Raw genomic sequence first — 17,166 nt, 5'->3', positions numbered from 1 at the left:
GTGTAACGGGAGCCCGTCATGCATTCCCTTTGATTTTAAGTTTAAGATCTGCAGCAAAGGATAGCATGCGGTTGAGCGGTAGCAACGCGGCCTCACGCAACGCGCTATCCACATGGATCTCATGCGCGCTGCCGCCACGCTCCAGTCCTTCGGCAATCGCTTTCAGGCCGTTCATCGCCATCCAAGGACAGTGCGCACAGCTGCGGCAGGTGGCGCCCTCGCCTGCGGTGGGCGCTTCCAGCAACTCTTTGTTCGGCACCGCCTGCTGCATTTTGTAGAAGATGCCGCGATCGGTGGCGACGATCATCTGCGGATGCGGCAAACTTTGCGCCGCCTGAATCAGCTGACTGGTGGATCCCACCGCATCAGCCAGATCGACAATCGCCTGCGGTGATTCAGGATGCACCAGCACCGCCGCATGCGGATAGAGCGCTTTCATGCGTTGCAAAGCCTGTGTTTTGAATTCGTCATGCACAATACAGGCGCCCTGCCAGCACAGCACATCCGCGCCGGATTTTTGGGTGACGTAGCGGCCGAGATGGCGATCCGGTGCCCAGATGATTTTCTCGCCGAGGCTGTCAAGATGCTCAATCAGCTCAACCGCGATGCTCGAGGTGACGACCCAATCCGCACGCGCTTTAACCGCCGCCGAGGTGTTGGCATACACCACCACAGTGCGATCGGGATGCTGATCGCAGAAGCGGTTAAATTCTTCAATTGGGCAACCGAGATCGAGCGAGCATTCCGCCTGCAAGGTGGGCATCAGCACGGTTTTTTCCGGGCTAAGGATTTTTGCGGTTTCACCCATAAAACGCACGCCCGCCACCAGCAAGGTTTTAGCGGGATGGGTGCTGCCGAAACGCGCCATTTCCAGTGAGTCCGATACGCAGCCGCCGGTCTCTTCCGCAAGCGCCTGAATTTCGGGATCGGTGTAGTAATGCGCCACTATCACCGCATCGCGTTCTTTCAGCAAGCGTTTGATTTTGTTTTTGTAGTGGGCTTTTTCATCGTCGCTGAGACGTGCCGGTTTCGGCGGGAAAGGATAGATCGCGCTTTCAGGATCGAACATCAGGCTCATGACACGGCTCTCGTTTTCTCAATTTAACAAAATTGCCTGTTACGGCAATGATGCGGCATCAAAACCGCTATCGTGTTTTATATGCTAAACACGATAGCGGAATTGCGCGAGAGTGTCGTCTCTTTTTTGTGCGCTCTACAGCAACAATGCGCTGCTCAACGTTTTCTGCGGACTTTCCAGCTCCAGCAGGAAGGCTTTAACGGTGAGTCCGCCTGCAAAACCGGTGAGTTTGCCGTTGCTGCCAATCACGCGATGGCACGGCGCCATAATCGACAGCGGATTTTTACCGTTCGCTGCGCCCACGGCGCGCACCGCTTTCGGATTGCCGATCTGCTCGGCGATTTGCAGGTAGCTGCGCGTTTCTCCAAACGGGATGGTGAGCAGCGCCTGCCACACTTTTTTCTGGAACTCGGTGCCGACGGTGTCGTACGGCATATCAAACTGCTGACGCTCACCGGCGAAATATTCGCGCAGCTGGCGTTCGGCCTCACACAGAATCGGATGCTGATCGTTACGGCTGATCGGTTTCAGCGGCACGCGCTGCGCCCCTTCGTTTTCCCACAGAATCGCCGACAATCCTTTATCGGTGGCAACAAGCGTGAGCTCACCAACGGGCGTCGCGATGATTTTGGCATGATACATGGTGCACCTCCGGCATATTCTCTGCTGGCGATTATCGCATTTCCGTCGCAGGAAACTGGCTGTTTTCGGTCATCAGCATAAACTGGTTAGCTGTCCGAAAGCAGCGAGTTTTCCTGTTCAGCTTGCGCGACTATGCCGTTTATTTGCCGGAGACGATGATGTTTGATGCTGAAATTGCGTACCAGGCGCTGACGTCGCGCGATAGCCGCTTCGACGGGCTGTTTTTTGTTGGCGTGACATCCACCGGCATTTATTGCCGCCCCATTTGTCCAGTGAAAGCGCCGATGCAGAAGAACTGCCTGTTTTTTAGCAGCGCAGAGGCCGCCGAGAAAGCGCACTTCCGTCCGTGTTTACGCTGCCGTCCGGAACTGGCGCCCGGCTCTGCGCCGGTGGATAGCCATCACCGCATTGCCGATCGTTTAATTCGCCGCATCGAAGAGGGCTTGCTGGAAGAGCAGGAGACGCTGGCAGACATCGCTGGCGAGTTTGACCTCAGTGAACGTCAATTGCGTCGCGTGGTGCAGCAGGAGCTCGGCGTATCGCCTTTAGAGCTGCGTCAGACACGTCGTATGCTGCTAGCCAAGCAACTTCTGACAGAAACCTTTTTGCCGGTCACGGAAATTGCTTACGCCAGCGGCTTCCGCAGTTTGAGGCGCTTTAACGATGTGTTCCAGGCGCGCTATCGCATGACGCCCTCCCGCCTGCGCAAGCAGAATCAACCCGACGCCGTGAAAACCACGCAGGAGAGCGCCGAACTGCGCCTGAGTTATCGGCCGCCTTACGATTGGGATGCGATGCTCGATTTCCTGCAACAGCGCGTGATGAAGGAAGTGGAATGGGTGAACGAGGGCATGTATCACCGCACCGTGGCGCTGGGCAACTGTCGCGGCTGGGTGCGTGTGAGCCATGTTGCGGAGAAACAGTCGCTGAAGGTGCAATTCACAACGTCGCTGACGCCAGCGCTGCCCGCTCTGCTGCGTCGGCTACGCGATTTGTTTGACCTGGATGCGCAGCCACAGCGCATAGCAGAGCATTTAAGCCACGAGCCGTTATTAGCCGAGAGCTTATCGCGCTTTCCCGGCTTACGCGTTCCTGGTGCGTTTGACGGCTTTGAGTTGGGTGTGCGCGCGATACTCGGCCAGCAGGTTACCGTCAAAGCCGCAACCACGCTAAGCAGCCGAATGGCACAGCGTTTTGGTGAGCCGCTGGTGACGCCGTGGTCAGAACTTTCGCGTTTGCCGCCAAATGCGGAGTCGCTGGCGGCGGCGAGCATTGATGATATTGCCAGCCTGGGAATCGTCAGTGCGCGTTCACATGCCATTCAGGCGTTGGCGCAGACCTGTGCTTCCGGCGCATTACGCTTTAACGGTGCGGTGAATCCGGACGTGGTTCAGCAGCAGTTACTGGCGCTGAAAGGCATAGGGCCGTGGACGGCAAGTTATATCGCCATGCGCGCGCTGCGTTGGCCTGATGCGTTTCCCAAAGAGGATATTGCGATTCGTAATAATCTCGGCGGCGTGAGTGCCAAAGTGGCGGAGCAGTTATCGCAGGTTTGGCGGCCGTGGCGCAGCTATGCGGTGCTGCATATCTGGAAAAGTCTGACGCCGGTTAAGGTTAAAAAATAGATTGGGCTTAAAAGCTTGCCAACCAGCCGGAAGGACCGGGCGGTTCCGTAAAGTCGCCGTGGATACATCCCTGTAGGCTCTGCCGGCGCATCCATGCGCCGGAAGCTTTACTCCACCGCCCGGCCCTTCCGTCTTCGTCCAGCATGCGTGCGATTATTTCAAGCAACGACAAAGCATAAGGGCCAGAAAAGGCGGGAGCGGAAGGAGCGAAGCGTCCGAGCCATGGATGGCGAGGCCGATCCACAGGGATGTGAGGTTTCTTCGCGATCCGCCCCGCCTTATCTGGCCGGTGCACCATCTCAAAGCAAATCCACCTAGCGTAGAAAAGCAAAAAGGCGCCTTTAGGGCGCCTTTCTACATAACTGGTGGGTCGTGCAGGATTCGAACCTGCGACCAATTGATTAAAAGTCAACTGCTCTACCAACTGAGCTAACGACCCGCTGTGGGGCTTACAACCTTTACTTGATGGTGGGTCGTGCAGGATTCGAACCTGCGACCAATTGATTAAAAGTCAACTGCTCTACCAACTGAGCTAACGACCCATCAAGGTTGTGAAGCTTACTGAAGAAATCATCTCACTTACAACGGGTTGAGATGGTGGGTCGTGCAGGATTCGAACCTGCGACCAATTGATTAAAAGTCAACTGCTCTACCAACTGAGCTAACGACCCATCTTCAGTGCTGCCGATACTTGTTAAGATATGTCCCGGCAACGGCGGCATATATTACTGATTTAGCGGGAGGGCGCAACCCTTATTTTCCACTAAATGTCTCAATTGCTTACCTTTCATGCTGTAAGACCAGAAATCACACGAAATCCGGTCTTTTAGGCACAAATTACAACCCGGCAAGGCGTTTTTGCGCCTGCTTAGCGGAATCACTATTTGGGAATTGTTTGATCACTTGCTGGAAGACAGCCTTGGCTTTCGCCGTGTCGTTCTTCTCTTGCATGATCACACCAACCTTAAACAGCGCTTCCGGGGCTTTTGGCGATTTCGCGTAATTTTTTACCACAGTGGCAAAATAATAGGCCGAATCGTCTTTTTTGCCCTTGTTGTAAAACAGCTGACCCAGCCAGTAATTAGCATTCGGCTGATAGGTAGAATCAGGGTATTTCTTCACCCAAGCCTGCAGGGCAGTAATCGCCTGATCGTACTGCTTCTTCTCCAGAATCAGCGCAACAGCAGCATTGTAGTCCGTGTTGGCATCGCCGGTTTGCGCTGGCGCAGCCGAACTGGCGCTGCTACCGCTATCCGCAGAAGCCGCAGCGCCCGCTGCAGCGGCATCAGCACCACCGCTCGCCTGCGCACCGTTACTGCCGGAGCTAAGGCTGTCGATTTGCTGATAGAGCTGCTTCTGGCGCTCAATCACCTGATTAAGCTGATAGCTGTTTTGCTGGATTTGCCCGCGCAGCGAATCGATATCGCTTTGGTTGTCGCTCATCTGCTGCTGCAATTGCTGCAAAAGCTGAGCCTGGGCATTAGAGATACGTTCAAGAGTGGTGACGCGGTCTTCGACCGAGCCTGAGCCAACGCTACTGATTGACGCCTGGGCATTAGCGGCCCCCAAAGGAGCCACTAAACCAACCAGTAACGACAGACTCAACAGATGAAGTCTGAAGTTACTCATCATGATATTTTCTTAGTAAACCAGTACGGCACGACGGTTTTTAGCGTAAGCCGCTTCGTCATGACCCAGTACAGCTGGTTTTTCTTTACCGTAAGAAACGATAGACATCTGGTCAGCAGAAACGCCTTTGCCTTGCAGATACATCTTAACGGCGCTTGCACGACGTTCGCCCAGGGCGATGTTGTATTCTGGGGTACCGCGCTCATCCGCATGACCTTCGATGGTCACTTTGTAAGACGGGTTGCCACGCAGGAATGCAGCGTGCTGATCCAGCATCTGAGCGTAGTCAGAAGCCACGTCATATTTGTCCAGACCGAAGTAAACAATGTTGTTCTGCTGCAGCTGCTGCATCTGCAGACGCGCTTGCTCATCAGAAGACATGTTACCGCCGTTCTGACCAGCACCGTAAGCACCGTCGTTAGCGCCCATGCCAGTCTGATCGTTGTTGTTGTTTTTGTGTGAGCTACATGCAGCTACTGCGATAACCGGCAGAGCCAGCATCAAACCCTTCAGCACTTTGTTCAGTTGCATTTCTTTATCCTATTATTTTGTTTGCCATACATTTTAATCCCCCGCCGTGCAGGGGACCTATGCATCACAGATACGGCGACCAGGCAGGGAATTTGACCTGTCCATCAGTTGCCGGAAGACGCGCTTTGAAACGCCCGTCGGTTGAAACCAATTGCAACACGGAACCCATCCCCTGAGTAGAGCTATAGATTACCATTGTGCCGTTTGGCGCCAGACTCGGCGTTTCATCCAGGAACGTGTCCGTTATTGTTTGAACGGCTCCCGTTACCAGATCCTGTTTGGCGACGTGCTGAGCGCCACCGGCGCTGCTGATCATCACCATAGTTTTGCCGTCGGTTGACACATCCGCGTCCTGGTTTTGCGCACCTTCCCAGGTAATACGTTGTGGCGCACCGCCGTTGATACCAACTTTATAAATCTGGGGCGCACCGGCCTGATCCGAGGTGTAAGCCAGTGTCTGGCTGTCCGGGAACCACGTTGGTTCAGTGCTGTTGTAGCGACCATCGGTCACCTGACGCGTCTGACCAGAAGCCAGATCCATCACATACAGGTTCAGGCTACCGGTTTTTGACAGCGCGAAGGCCAGTTTAGAACCGTCTGGTGAGAAGGCTGGCGCACCGTTATGACGCGGATAAGAAGCCACCTGACGGATTGCACCGTTAGACAGCGTCTGCACGACCAGCGCAGATTTGCCGCTTTCGAAGGTCACGTAAGCCACTTTGCTGCCATCTGGCGACCAGGCCGGAGACATCAATGGCTGCGGTGAACGGTGAACCACAAACTGGTTGTAGCCATCGTAATCCGACACGCGCAACTCATACGGGAACTGACCGCCATTGGTCTGTACCACATAGGCAATGCGAGTACGGAATGCGCCTTTGATGCCGGTCAGCTTTTCGAACACTTCGTCACTGGCGGTGTGCGCTGCGTAACGCAGCCACTGCTTAGTCACTTTATAAGAGTTCTGCGCCAGCACGGTGCCTGGCGCGCCGCCGGTGTCCACCAACTGATAGGCAACTTGATAGCTGCCGTCAGCGTTAGGCGTTACCTGACCAACTACGACCGCATCAATACCCAATGCGCTCCATGCGGCAGGTTGAACTTCCTGTGCGCTGGCTGGCTGTTGTGGCAGACGAGAACGATCGAGCGGATTAAATTTACCGCTGTTACGTAAGTCAGCAGAAACGATCCCGCCGATGTCTTCTGGTGCCGCGCCTGGGCCAGCCCATTGGAACGGAACCACACCAATAGGACGTGCGGTGTTAACGCCCTGCGTAATTTCAATACGGACTTCTGCATGAAGCATTGCTGCCCACAGCAGTACAAAAAAACCTAAGGTTACACGAAGTGCCTGCTTCATTTTTTCTCCCTTACCTGAACCAGAGGTTCATGATAATTCGCACAGTTCCTGAAAAACACGAGTACTCATAGAGTATGGCAAGCTAACCTTAGTTCAACCTGCCGTACGTTACTGCATTATTCTGGTTTGAAACGCATCGGTGCGTTTTTAAACACTTCATACACCGCCTGCGAAGGCGGCTTCGGAATCCGCGCCTGCTTCGCGGCAGCAATTGCCGCCTGACACAAGGCGGGGTCGCCACCTTCCGATTTAACGTCAATCAGCAAACCATCCGGTGCCAGTTTAATACGCAGGTTACACTCTTTACCTTTGTACAAATCTGCATCGTAGAAACGGCTCTGAATCGCCCCGACCACTTGCCCCAGATAATTATTGATATCTGCGCCTGACGCGCCCGCTTTCTTCTGATTGCCCTGCCCTGCAGCGCCACCCGATGCGGTGCCGCTTTTCGGTGCATTCTTACCAGAAGACAAACCACCTAACAGGTCATCAACCGCATTTTCGTTCTTCGCAGCTTCAGCGGCGGCTTTTTTGGCATCCGCAGCCGCTTTCGCTTTTGCATCCGCTTTTGCCTTAGCAGCCGCATCGGCCTTGGCTTTCGCCTCGGCGGCAGCCTTCTCTTTGGCTTCTGCTGCGGCTTTTTCCTTCGCCTCAGCAGCCGCCTGCTCTTTAGCCTCTTTGGCTTCCTGAGCCGCTTTCGCCTTGGCATCGGCAGCAGCCTGCGCTTTGGCTTCAGCGTCCGCTTTGGCTTTCGATTCTGCGGCCGCTTTTGCCTGCTGCGCCGCTTTCTCTTTCGCTGCTTCAGCGGCAGCGGCTTTCGCCTGCTCTTCTGCTTTCTTCTTCGCGTTAGCTGCGGCTTGCTTGGCTTCTTCTACCGCTTTGGCTTTGGCGTCAGCCGCTGCTTTTGCCTGCGCATCAGCTTCCGCTTTGGCATCAGCCTTGGCTTTCGCTGCGGCGGCTTCGGCAGTTTTCTGCTGTTCCTGGGCCTGCTTAGCGGCGGCTTCAGCGGCTTTCTGCTGCTCGGCCTGCTGCTTCGCCTGCTCTTTGGCTTCCTGCTGGGCCTGCAAGCGCTCTTTTTCCATCTCTTTCAGGCGCTGCTGCTCAGCAGCTTGTTTCTGCTGTAACTCTTCGGCCTGCTGCTGCGACTGCTTCTGACGCTGCTGCTCGGCGCGCTGACTGTCTCGTTGCTGATTCTGCTGGCGGTTATACTGCTCAACCACGGCGCCGGAATCGACCATCACTGCGTCAATATCACTGCCACCGCCACCGCCGCTGGATTCGATTTTTTCGTTAAACGAGCTCCAAATCAGTAAGGCGATCAGCACGATGTGCAGAATCACCGAAACGATTATCGCGCGCTTTAACTTGTCGTTCTGCTCGGTTGCCTTCGACACACTCGGTTCCCAAAAAACGGTTCGCTTTAAATCGGCTGCGTCATCAAACCGACAGATTTCACGCCTGCCTGATGTAACAGGTTCAGCGCCTTGATGATTTCGTCGTAAGGGACGTCTTTCGCACCGCCGATCAGGAAGACCGTTTTCGGATTGGCTTCAATCCGGCGCTGCGCTTCGCTCACCACCTGCTCCGGCGGTAATTGCGTCATACGATCGTGATCCACCACCAGGCTGTACTGGCCAACACCAGACACTTCAACAATCACCGGTGGATTATCATCAGTTGAGACGGTTTTTGAATCTGTCGCATCCGGCAGATCCACTTCCACGCTCTGGGTAATAATCGGCGCGGTTGCCATAAAGATGAGCAGCAACACCAACAGCACGTCCAGCAGTGGAACAATGTTGATTTCCGACTTAAGGTCGCGTTTACCGCGACCACGGGTTCTGGCCATCGTAAACCTCGACTTACTTCGTGTTGTCGGTGGAGAAAGCCTGACGATGCAGGATAGCCGTGAACTCTTCCATGAAGTTGTCGTAGCCCTGTTCCAGCTTGTTAACGCGCTGGTTCAGACGGTTGTACGCCATAACGGCAGGAATGGCCGCAAACAGACCGATTGCGGTCGCGATCAACGCTTCGGCAATACCCGGTGCAACCATCTGCAGCGTGGCCTGTTTTACCGCACCGAGGGCGATAAAGGCGTGCATGATCCCCCACACCGTACCAAACAGACCGATATACGGACTGATGGAGCCAACGGTGCCAAGGAAAGGAATGTGAGTTTCCAGCGTTTCCAGTTCACGATTGAAGGAGATACGCATCGCACGGCTCGCGCCCTCAACAACCGCTTCAGGCGCATGGTTGTTAGCACGATGCAAACGCGCAAACTCTTTGAAACCCGAATAGAAAATTTGCTCAGATCCGCTCAGTTCATCGCGGCGTCCCTGGCTTTCCTGATACAGGCGTGACAGCTCGATACCCGACCAGAACTTATCTTCAAACGCTTCGGCTTCGCGCCCCGCCGCATTCAAAATGCGCGTACGCTGAATAATGATCGCCCATGAGGCAATAGAAAAGCCGATCAAAATCAACATGATAAGTTTGACCAGAAGGCTCGCCTTCAGGAACAAATCAAGAACATTCATGTCAGTCACTGCTTGAACTCCGCGACAATAGACTTGGGAAGCGCAATTGGCTTCATTAGATGTGGGTTGATGCAGGCAATCAGGACTTCTGCTTCATTTAGCACTTTGCCTTCTGCATTCACGATACGCTGCGAGAACGTCATCGTTGCACGCGTCATTGAGGTCACTTCTGTTTGAATTTCCAAAAGATCGTCCAGACGTGCAGCCGCAACAAAATCGATCGTCATGCGTCGTACCACAAAAGCCACCTGCTCTTCCAACAGGACCTGCTGATTGAAATGGTGCTGGCGCAACATTTCGGTACGTGCTCGTTCATAGAAAGCAAGATAACTGGCGTGGTAAACCACACCACCGGCATCGGTGTCTTCGTAATAGACACGAACCGGCCAGCGAAACAGCGTTGTACTCACTCTACATCCCGGTCTCATTTTAAACGTTGCTACTATACGCAAGAGAGATCGGCTTGGGAATGGTCCGCTGACGCCGCGAGAAAATAATTATCACAGGTTAACAACTGGAAGGATTTATAGGATGTTTCTTGACCGGACGCTGACAAAACCTCACGTCAGCGTCTGAAATTGCGGCGTTTTTAAGTCCTGAGCCTGGACTTAATAGTAGAACCAGAAAATTCCTGCTACTAAAACTATCATCGCGGGCAACGGCGAGAAGAGCGCTTGCCAGCGCAGGCGCTGAGGGCGAAATCCAGTGCCGTGAATCACGCCGGTACAAACGGCCCAAATCAGCAGCATTCCATGCCATATCGCTAAATCACTGGTACGCGCGGCAAAGCGTGAAGGCTGCCAAATGACACAGCCCGCCAGCCACAGCGCGAGGATTAGCGAAAGGGCCCGAAGCGGGCCCTTGTCCATCAGACGATAAAGCGTCTGAATCAGTGCGCGCATCAGACTTGCTCGTCCTTCGCGCTGCTCTCTTCAACGTGCTCCAGCGCCAGCGCCGTAATCACACCGAACGCACAGGCCAGCAAGGTGCCAAGAATCCAGGCAAAATACCACATGCTCAATCTCCTTAATCAGTACAGGGAGTGCGTATTGCTCTCAATGTGTTCTTTGGTGATACGGCCAAACATCTTGTAATAACACCAGGCGGTGTACGCCAGGATAATCGGTACAAAGATGATGGCGGCAATGGTCATCACTTTCAGCGTCAGCAGGCTAGACGTGGCATCCCACATGGTCAGGCTGATGCCCGGCACGGTGCTGGATGGCATGATGAAGGGGAACATCGCAATCCCGGCCGTCATGATCACGCAAGCTAAGGTCAATGAAGACGAGATAAACGCCAGAGCGCCCTTCTCGATACGCGAGCAGAGAATGGTCAGCAGCGGCAACACCACGCCCAACAGCGGGAACAGCCACAGTACTGGCATCTGCTCGAAGTTCACCATCCACGCACCGGCTTCACGCACCACATTTTTACCCAACGGGTTGGATGCCGCGTGATGATCGATAACGCTTTTCAGCACATAACCGTCGATGCCGTATTTCACCCACACACCCGCGAGAATGAAGCACACCATCATTACCAGCGCCGAGATTTGCGCGGTGCTGCGGCTGCGGACGTGTAACTCACCGGCAGTACGCATCTGCAGATAGGTTGCGCCTTGCGTCAGGATCATCGCCACACTCACCACACCCGCCAGCAAGCCAAACGGGTTCAGCAACTGGAAGAAATTGCCGGTATAGAAGAGGCGCAGATATTCGTCAGCATGGAACGGCACCCCTTGCAGCAGGTTGCCGAACGCCACACCAATCACCAGCGGCGGAACAAAGCTGCCGATGAAAATGCCCCAATCCCACATGCCGCGCCAGCGCATATCTTCAATCTTTGAACGGTAATCAAATCCAACCGGACGGAAGAACAGTGAAGCCAGCACCAGAATCATCGCCACGTAGAAGCCGGAGAACGCAGCGGCATAAACCATTGGCCAGGCAGCAAACAGCGCGCCACCGGCGGTGATCAGCCAAACCTGGTTTCCGTCCCAGTGCGGCGCAATGGTATTAATCATGATGCGACGTTCGGTATCAGTACGACCCAGAATGCGCGTCAGCATACCAACGCCCATATCAAAGCCATCGGTGACCGCGAAACCGATCAGCAACACGCCAATCAGCAGCCACCAGACAAAGCGCAATACTTCGTAATCAAACATGGTCGCTCTCCTTATCCACGCGCCGGCTGAGATGATGTCTTCAGCGTTTCATGATGATAGCGGCCGGTTTTCAGGCTGCTTGGACCGAGGCGCGCGAACTTGAACATCAGGTACATTTCCGCCACAAGGAACAAGGTGTAGAGACCGCAAATCAGCGTCATTGAGAACAGCAGATCGCCAACGGTCAATGAGGAGTTAGCGACCGCGGTTGGCAGCACCTCACCAATTGCCCACGGCTGGCGACCATACTCAGCAACGAACCAACCCGCTTCAATCGCAATCCACGGTAACGGAATGCCGTACAACGCGGCTTTCAGTAACCAGCGAGACTTACCGATGCGGTTACGAATCACGCTCCAGAAGGAGAGCGCAATAATGCCCAGCATCAGCACACCGCCCAGCACCATGATGCGGAAGGCGAAGTACAGTGGCGCAACGCGTGGGATCGAATCCTGTGTCGCTTTCTGAATCTGCTCTTCGCTGGCGTTAGCCACATCCGGCGTATAGCGCTTCAGCAGCAGGCCATAACCGAGATCCTGTTTGCTGGCTTCAAACTGGCTGCGCACCTCAGGATCTTTGCTGCCACCACGCAGTTCGTTCAGCAGCGCGTAGGCTTTCATGCCATTACGAATACGCACTTCATGTTGTGCCAGCAGCTCTTTCAAACCGGTGACCGGCGTATCCACTGAACGCGTGGCGATCAGGCCGAGCAGATACGGAATCTGAATCGCATATTTATTTTCCTGCGTCTCCTGATCCGGAATACCAAACAGCGTAAACGCAGCCGGAGCCGGTTGGGTTTCCCATTCCGCTTCAATTGCCGCCAGTTTGGTTTTCTGCACGTCACCGATTTCATAACCGGATTCGTCACCCAGTACGATCACTGACAGAATCGCCGCCATACCGAAACTGGCTGCGATGGCGAAAGAGCGTTTAGCGAAAGCAATGTCGCGCCCTTTCAGCAGATACCATGCGCTGATACCAAGGATGAACATCGCGCCCGTGGTGTAACCGGCGGCCACGGTATGGACAAACTTCACCTGCGCAACCGGGTTCAGCACCAGCTCGGAGAAACTCAACATCTCCATACGCATGGTTTCGAAATTGAATTCCGATGCAATGGGGTTTTGCATCCAGCCGTTCGCCACCAGAATCCACAGCGCGGACATGTTCGAACCGAGCGCCACCAGCCAGGTCACCGCAAGGTGTTGCACCTTACCGAGGCGATCCCAGCCGAAGAAGAACAGGCCAACAAAGGTGGATTCGAGGAAGAACGCCATTAAACCTTCAATGGCGAGCGGCGCACCGAAGATATCGCCGACATAGTGTGAATAATATGACCAGTTGGTACCGAACTGGAATTCCATGGTCAGGCCGGTAGCCACGCCGAGTGCAAAGTTAATACCAAACAACTTGCCCCAGAACTTGGTCATATCTTTATAAATTTGTTTCCCCGTCAGGACATATACCGTTTCCATGATCGCCAATAAAAACGCCATACCCAGCGTTAATGGCACGAACAGGAAATGGTACATCGCCGTCAGGGCAAACTGTAAACGCGACAGCTCGACAATATCTAACATGATGACTCCTTGCTCCTCGCATGAACTTCCCCTGCGGATGACAACGGCAAACAACAGACATTGACGCGCAGAACAAGATTCAGGAACGACTGATTATTGATTCCAGTTTTGTTACTGATAGAACAGAGAAAGCTGTTGCCCGAAGAGAGCGAGTAACAGTGATAAAATTCCCTTAAAAACCGATCTTTTCAGTCAATTTAAAGCAGGAGTAACACGAGGAGGCGGCAGAATTGATATAACAACGCCTGGCACAAACTCCTGATAAATTATGACGAAGACTGAATTGATGCAGCGCAATTTATACCGGTTAGTCGGCCTTTTGCTAGCGGTAAAGTTTCCTATAAGTCGCCAATTATTGATCTAGATTAAGACAATAAATTTCCGGATATGTAGTGTTAAAGTGGTTGTTAATTAGATGTCACAACATCATCATATTATTAAGAATATAATTACCTTTTCCGCAATTATTTAACCTCATTTTGGAAAGTCGCACGCCAATTGCTTGACAAAAATCCAGCGCCTTTTCCCTTCTTTACCTTGATGACAGAGTAAGCATAGCCGCAATTTTTTGAAGCCGTTGCGCTTTTTTCCCTCTCTTTCAGGCGGGTTATTACCAAAAAAAAAGCCACCCGAAGGTGGCTTTTCATTGTCAGTCTGTATTGGCTTATTTGAGTGGTAAAACCGCTTTAACCGCGTCACCAATGTCTGCCAGGCTGCGTACGGTTTTCACACCGGCCGCTTCCAGCGCAGCAAATTTCTCATCAGCGGTACCTTTACCACCGGCAATGATGGCGCCTGCGTGGCCCATACGTTTGCCTTTCGGTGCAGTCACACCGGCGATGTAGCCGACAACCGGCTTGGTCACGTGGGCTTTGATGTAAGCTGCTGCTTCTTCTTCCGCGCTACCACCGATCTCACCGATCATCACGATCGCTTCGGTCTGTGGATCTTCCTGGAATAATTTCAGGATATCGATGAAGTTAGAGCCAGGGATCGGGTCACCACCGATACCTACGCAGGTTGACTGGCCGTAGCCGATGTCAGTGGTCTGCTTAACGGCTTCATAAGTCAGCGTACCTGAACGCGATACGATACCGACGCGGCCTGGCTGGTGAATGTGGCCTGGCATGATACCGATCTTACATTCGCCTGGCGTGATCACGCCTGGGCAGTTCGGGCCGATCATGCGCACGCCAGCTTCATCCAGCTTCACTTTCACGGTCAGCATATCCAGCGTTGGGATACCTTCGGTGATAGTGATGATCAGTTTAATGCCCGCATCGATCGCTTCCAGGATACCGTCTTTGCAGAACGGCGCTGGAACGTAGATCACGGTGGCGGTTGCGCCGGTGGCTTCTACTGCTTCACGTACGGTGTTGAACACCGGCAGGCCGAGATGCGTGGTGCCGCCTTTGCCTGGCGTTACACCGCCAACCAGCTGCGTACCGTAAGCCAGCGCCTGCTCAGAGTGGAACGTCCCTTGACCACCGGTGAAACCCTGGCAAATGACTTTGGTGTTTTTGTCGATCAAAATGGACATTATTTACCCTCCGCTGCAGCTACAACACGCTGTGCAGCGTCTGTCAGGCTGGTTGCTGCAATGATGTTCAGACCGCTGTCCGCCAATTTCTTAGCGCCCAGCTCGGCGTTGTTACCTTCCAGACGTACCACAACCGGCACGTTGACACCCACTTCTGCCACGGCACCGATGATGCCGTCTGCGATCAGGTCGCAACGCACAATACCGCCGAAGATGTTAACGAACACGGCTTTCACTGCATCGTCAGACAGAATGATTTTGAAGGCTTCGGTGACGCGCTCTTTGGTTGCGCCGCCGCCAACGTCCAGGAAGTTTGCTGGCTCACCACCGTGGTGTTTCACGATGTCCATGGTGCCCATCGCCAGACCGGCGCCGTTCACCATACAGCCGATGTTGCCATCCAGCGCAACGTAGTTCAGTTCCCACTGCGTTGCGTGGGCTTCACGTGGATCTTCCTGGCTCGGATCGCGCATTTCACGCAGTTCCGGCTGACGGAACAGTGCGTTACCGTCCGCGCCAAGTTTGCCGTCGAGGCAGATCAGATCGCCCTGCTTGGTGATCACCAGCGGGTTAATCTCAACCATCGCCAGATCGCGCTCAAGGAACATGGTCGCCAGGCCCATGAAGATTTTGGTGAACTGGCTAACTTGCTTGCCGGTCAGGCCGAGTTTGAACGCCAACTCGCGGCCCTGATACGGCTGTGGACCCGCTAATGGATCGAGCGCCATCTTGTGGATCAAGTGTGGCGTTTCTTCTGCCACTTTCTCAATCTCAACACCGCCTTCTGTCGAAGCCATGAAGATGACACGACGGGTAGCACGGTCAACAACCGCACCCAAATACAGCTCCTGATCGATATCCGTCGCGGCTTCAACCAGAATCTGGTTTACCGGCTGACCGTGCGCATCAGTTTGATAGGTCACCAGACGTTTGCCCAGCCAGTGTTCAGCAAAAGCACGAATGTCTTCTTTGCTGTTCACCACTTTCACGCCGCCCGCTTTACCGCGGCCACCGGCATGAACCTGACATTTCACTACCCACGGACCTGCGCCAATTTTAGACGCGGCTTCTTCAGCTTCACGTGGCGTGGTGCAGGCGTAGCCTGTCGGTGCTGGCATGCCATAGCGTGCAAACAGCTGCTTCGCCTGGTATTCATGTAAATTCATGATGTTCTATCCATTCAGGTATGAGTTTGGGCGCGCCTTCACACCGCGCGCCCGGCGAAATTAGACGTCCAGCAGCAGGCGAGCTGGATCTTCCAGCATCTCTTTCACCGCGACCAGATAGCCAACGGATTCACGACCATCAATCAAACGGTGATCGTAAGAGAGCGCCAGATACATCATTGGCAGAATCACAACCTGACCATTAACCGCCATTGGGCGATCTTTGATGGCGTGCATGCCGAGAATCGCGCTCTGCGGCGGGTTGATGATTGGCGTAGACATCAGCGAACCAAACACACCACCGTTGGTGATGGTGAAGTTACCGCCGGTCAGCTCTTCAACCGTCAACTTGCCGTCACGGCCTTTCACCGCCAGCTCTTTAATTTTCTTCTCAATGTCGGCCATGCTCAGTGCATCAACATCTTTCAGCACCGGCGTAACCAGACCACGCGGGGTAGAAACCGCAATGCTCACATCGAAATAGTTGTGGTAAACCACATCTTCGCCATCAATAGACGCGTTCACTTCCGGGAAGCGTTTCAGCGCTTCCACTACCGCTTTGATGTAGAAGGACATGAAGCCCAGACGCACGCCGTGACGTTTCTCGAACGCATCGCCGTACTGCTTGCGCAGATCCATGATTGGCTTCATGTTGATTTCGTTAAACGTGGTCAACATCGCGGTGCTGTTTTTCGCTTCCAGCAGACGCTCGGCAACACGCTTACGCAGACGCGTCATCGGTACGCGTTTTTCGCTGCGGTTAGCCACAGCGGCCTGCGGTGCAGCAGCGGCTGGCGCGGCAGCCGGTGCAGCTTTGCCACCGTCAGCTTTCTTCGCCAGATGTTTTTCCACATCTTCACGCGTCAGACGGCCACCAACGCCGGTGCCTTTGATCTGGCTGGCATCGAGGTTGTTTTCAGCAATCAGGCGGCGTACCGCTGGGCTGAGCGCATCGTTGCTCTCTTCTTCCAGCGAAGCGGTCTGGCGCTGTGCCGGTGTAGATTCGTTGCTTTCCGCTTTGGCCGCAGTCTCTTTCCCGCCGCTGTTGCCCTCTTTCAGACGGCCCAGAATCTGACGAGAAGTGACGGTAGCGCCTTCCTCTTCCAGCACGGCTTCCAGGATGCCATCCGCTGAAGCAGGCACTTCCAGAACCACTTTGTCAGTTTCAATCTCTACCAGTACTTCATCGCGGCTCACAGAGTCGCCAGGTTTTTTGTGCCAGGTTGCAACCGTTGCGTCCGCTACGGATTCAGGCAAATCGGGAACGAGAATTTCTACGCTACTCATTTTCTTTCCTTTTTA

General features: G+C 54.1%; 17 protein-coding genes and 3 tRNA genes. 1 reads left to right on the top strand and 19 read right to left on the bottom strand.

Annotated elements, in window-relative coordinates; all coding sequences use genetic code 11:
- Window positions 1-16: 16 nt before the first annotated feature.
- Together nadA and AAF463_RS05860 are read right to left on the bottom strand one after the other, a co-directional pair.
- Window positions 17-1,078, bottom strand: coding sequence for a quinolinate synthase NadA (nadA, locus tag AAF463_RS05865; RefSeq protein ID WP_350261686.1), 1,062 nt, complete (start codon window positions 1,076-1,078; stop codon window positions 17-19).
- A gap of 135 nt (window positions 1,079-1,213) precedes the next feature.
- Complete coding sequence (locus AAF463_RS05860; RefSeq protein WP_101763204.1) at window positions 1,214-1,720, bottom strand: methylated-DNA--[protein]-cysteine S-methyltransferase; 507 nt, start codon at window positions 1,718-1,720, stop codon at window positions 1,214-1,216.
- A 158-nt stretch (window positions 1,721-1,878) separates the two neighbouring features.
- Between AAF463_RS05860 and AAF463_RS05855 the strand changes: the two genes are divergently transcribed.
- Window positions 1,879-3,345: an AlkA N-terminal domain-containing protein gene (locus AAF463_RS05855; RefSeq protein ID WP_217547562.1), complete on the top strand. Its 1,467-nt coding sequence runs from the start codon at window positions 1,879-1,881 to the stop codon at window positions 3,343-3,345.
- Window positions 3,346-3,708: 363 nt separating this feature from the next.
- Here the strand turns inward: AAF463_RS05855 and AAF463_RS05850 are convergent.
- The 17 genes from AAF463_RS05850 to odhB form a co-directional block, all read right to left on the bottom strand.
- Window positions 3,709-3,784, bottom strand: a tRNA-Lys gene (locus tag AAF463_RS05850).
- Window positions 3,785-3,811: 27 nt separating this feature from the next.
- Window positions 3,812-3,887, bottom strand: a tRNA-Lys gene (locus AAF463_RS05845).
- Between the two features lie 53 nt (window positions 3,888-3,940).
- Window positions 3,941-4,016 (bottom strand) — tRNA-Lys (locus AAF463_RS05840).
- Window positions 4,017-4,182: 166 nt separating this feature from the next.
- Window positions 4,183-4,977 (bottom strand): cell division protein CpoB, encoded by a 795-nt coding sequence (gene cpoB, locus AAF463_RS05835; RefSeq protein ID WP_350261685.1) that lies wholly within the window; start codon window positions 4,975-4,977, stop codon window positions 4,183-4,185.
- Window positions 4,978-4,986: 9 nt separating this feature from the next.
- The gene (gene pal / locus AAF463_RS05830) at window positions 4,987-5,505 is read right to left on the bottom strand and encodes a peptidoglycan-associated lipoprotein Pal (RefSeq protein ID WP_101763207.1); all 519 of its coding nucleotides are present in this window, start codon (window positions 5,503-5,505) and stop codon (window positions 4,987-4,989) included.
- Between the two features lie 64 nt (window positions 5,506-5,569).
- Complete coding sequence (gene tolB / locus AAF463_RS05825) at window positions 5,570-6,865, bottom strand: Tol-Pal system beta propeller repeat protein TolB (protein ID WP_101763208.1); 1,296 nt, start codon at window positions 6,863-6,865, stop codon at window positions 5,570-5,572.
- A gap of 116 nt (window positions 6,866-6,981) precedes the next feature.
- Window positions 6,982-8,259 (bottom strand): cell envelope integrity protein TolA, encoded by a 1,278-nt coding sequence (gene tolA / locus AAF463_RS05820; RefSeq protein WP_350261684.1) that lies wholly within the window; start codon window positions 8,257-8,259, stop codon window positions 6,982-6,984.
- Between the two features lie 26 nt (window positions 8,260-8,285).
- A complete protein-coding gene (gene tolR, locus AAF463_RS05815; RefSeq protein WP_008107389.1) occupies window positions 8,286-8,714 on the bottom strand; it encodes a colicin uptake protein TolR in 429 nt (142 codons plus the stop codon).
- 13 nt (window positions 8,715-8,727) lie between these two features.
- On the bottom strand, window positions 8,728-9,414 hold the full coding sequence (gene tolQ, locus AAF463_RS05810; RefSeq protein WP_101763210.1) for a Tol-Pal system protein TolQ: 687 nt from the start codon (window positions 9,412-9,414) through the stop codon (window positions 8,728-8,730).
- Window positions 9,411-9,815, bottom strand: a complete 405-nt coding sequence (gene ybgC, locus AAF463_RS05805; RefSeq protein ID WP_008107385.1) for a tol-pal system-associated acyl-CoA thioesterase — start codon at window positions 9,813-9,815, stop codon at window positions 9,411-9,413. The genes tolQ and ybgC overlap by 4 nt, the downstream gene beginning before the upstream one ends.
- 198 nt (window positions 9,816-10,013) lie before the next feature.
- Complete coding sequence (ybgE, locus tag AAF463_RS05800) at window positions 10,014-10,307, bottom strand: cyd operon protein YbgE (RefSeq protein ID WP_192414186.1); 294 nt, start codon at window positions 10,305-10,307, stop codon at window positions 10,014-10,016.
- Window positions 10,307-10,420, bottom strand: coding sequence for a cytochrome bd-I oxidase subunit CydX (cydX, locus tag AAF463_RS05795; RefSeq protein WP_007890642.1), 114 nt, complete (start codon window positions 10,418-10,420; stop codon window positions 10,307-10,309). The genes ybgE and cydX overlap by 1 nt, the downstream gene beginning before the upstream one ends.
- A gap of 15 nt (window positions 10,421-10,435) precedes the next feature.
- Window positions 10,436-11,575 (bottom strand): cytochrome d ubiquinol oxidase subunit II, encoded by a 1,140-nt coding sequence (gene cydB / locus AAF463_RS05790; RefSeq protein WP_350261683.1) that lies wholly within the window; start codon window positions 11,573-11,575, stop codon window positions 10,436-10,438.
- Between the two features lie 11 nt (window positions 11,576-11,586).
- Entirely contained in the window at window positions 11,587-13,158 is a 1,572-nt protein-coding gene (cydA, locus tag AAF463_RS05785; protein ID WP_101763213.1) for a cytochrome ubiquinol oxidase subunit I, read from the bottom strand.
- 664 nt (window positions 13,159-13,822) lie between these two features.
- Window positions 13,823-14,698, bottom strand: a complete 876-nt coding sequence (sucD, locus tag AAF463_RS05780; protein ID WP_110865742.1) for a succinate--CoA ligase subunit alpha — start codon at window positions 14,696-14,698, stop codon at window positions 13,823-13,825.
- A complete protein-coding gene (gene sucC / locus AAF463_RS05775; protein ID WP_007890646.1) occupies window positions 14,698-15,864 on the bottom strand; it encodes an ADP-forming succinate--CoA ligase subunit beta in 1,167 nt (388 codons plus the stop codon). The genes sucD and sucC overlap by 1 nt, the downstream gene beginning before the upstream one ends.
- A gap of 60 nt (window positions 15,865-15,924) precedes the next feature.
- The gene (gene odhB, locus AAF463_RS05770) at window positions 15,925-17,151 is read right to left on the bottom strand and encodes a 2-oxoglutarate dehydrogenase complex dihydrolipoyllysine-residue succinyltransferase (RefSeq protein WP_101763215.1); all 1,227 of its coding nucleotides are present in this window, start codon (window positions 17,149-17,151) and stop codon (window positions 15,925-15,927) included.
- Window positions 17,152-17,166 lie beyond the last annotated feature (15 nt).

This window comes from Pantoea sp. BJ2 (genome assembly GCF_040255075.1).
Lineage (GTDB): Bacteria > Pseudomonadota > Gammaproteobacteria > Enterobacterales > Enterobacteriaceae > Pantoea > Pantoea leporis.
Note: the sequence above shows the minus strand (reverse complement) of the source record. Positions and strands in the feature narration are given on the sequence as shown.

Coding starts and splice junctions, on each gene's coding strand:
- sucD (WP_110865742.1), bottom strand. CDS start 14,698: ATGTCCATTTTGATCGACAAAAACACCAAAGTCATTTGCCAGGGTTTC.
- tolB (WP_101763208.1), bottom strand. CDS start 6,865: ATGAAGCAGGCACTTCGTGTAACCTTAGGTTTTTTTGTACTGCTGTGG.
- cpoB (WP_350261685.1), bottom strand. CDS start 4,977: ATGATGAGTAACTTCAGACTTCATCTGTTGAGTCTGTCGTTACTGGTT.
- AAF463_RS05860 (WP_101763204.1), bottom strand. CDS start 1,720: ATGTATCATGCCAAAATCATCGCGACGCCCGTTGGTGAGCTCACGCTT.
- sucC (WP_007890646.1), bottom strand. CDS start 15,864: ATGAATTTACATGAATACCAGGCGAAGCAGCTGTTTGCACGCTATGGC.
- tolR (WP_008107389.1), bottom strand. CDS start 8,714: ATGGCCAGAACCCGTGGTCGCGGTAAACGCGACCTTAAGTCGGAAATC.
- cydA (WP_101763213.1), bottom strand. CDS start 13,158: ATGTTAGATATTGTCGAGCTGTCGCGTTTACAGTTTGCCCTGACGGCG.
- AAF463_RS05855 (WP_217547562.1), top strand. CDS start 1,879: ATGTTTGATGCTGAAATTGCGTACCAGGCGCTGACGTCGCGCGATAGC.
- cydB (WP_350261683.1), bottom strand. CDS start 11,575: ATGTTTGATTACGAAGTATTGCGCTTTGTCTGGTGGCTGCTGATTGGC.
- odhB (WP_101763215.1), bottom strand. CDS start 17,151: ATGAGTAGCGTAGAAATTCTCGTTCCCGATTTGCCTGAATCCGTAGCG.
- ybgE (WP_192414186.1), bottom strand. CDS start 10,307: ATGCGCGCACTGATTCAGACGCTTTATCGTCTGATGGACAAGGGCCCG.
- cydX (WP_007890642.1), bottom strand. CDS start 10,420: ATGTGGTATTTTGCCTGGATTCTTGGCACCTTGCTGGCCTGTGCGTTC.
- pal (WP_101763207.1), bottom strand. CDS start 5,505: ATGCAACTGAACAAAGTGCTGAAGGGTTTGATGCTGGCTCTGCCGGTT.
- nadA (WP_350261686.1), bottom strand. CDS start 1,078: ATGAGCCTGATGTTCGATCCTGAAAGCGCGATCTATCCTTTCCCGCCG.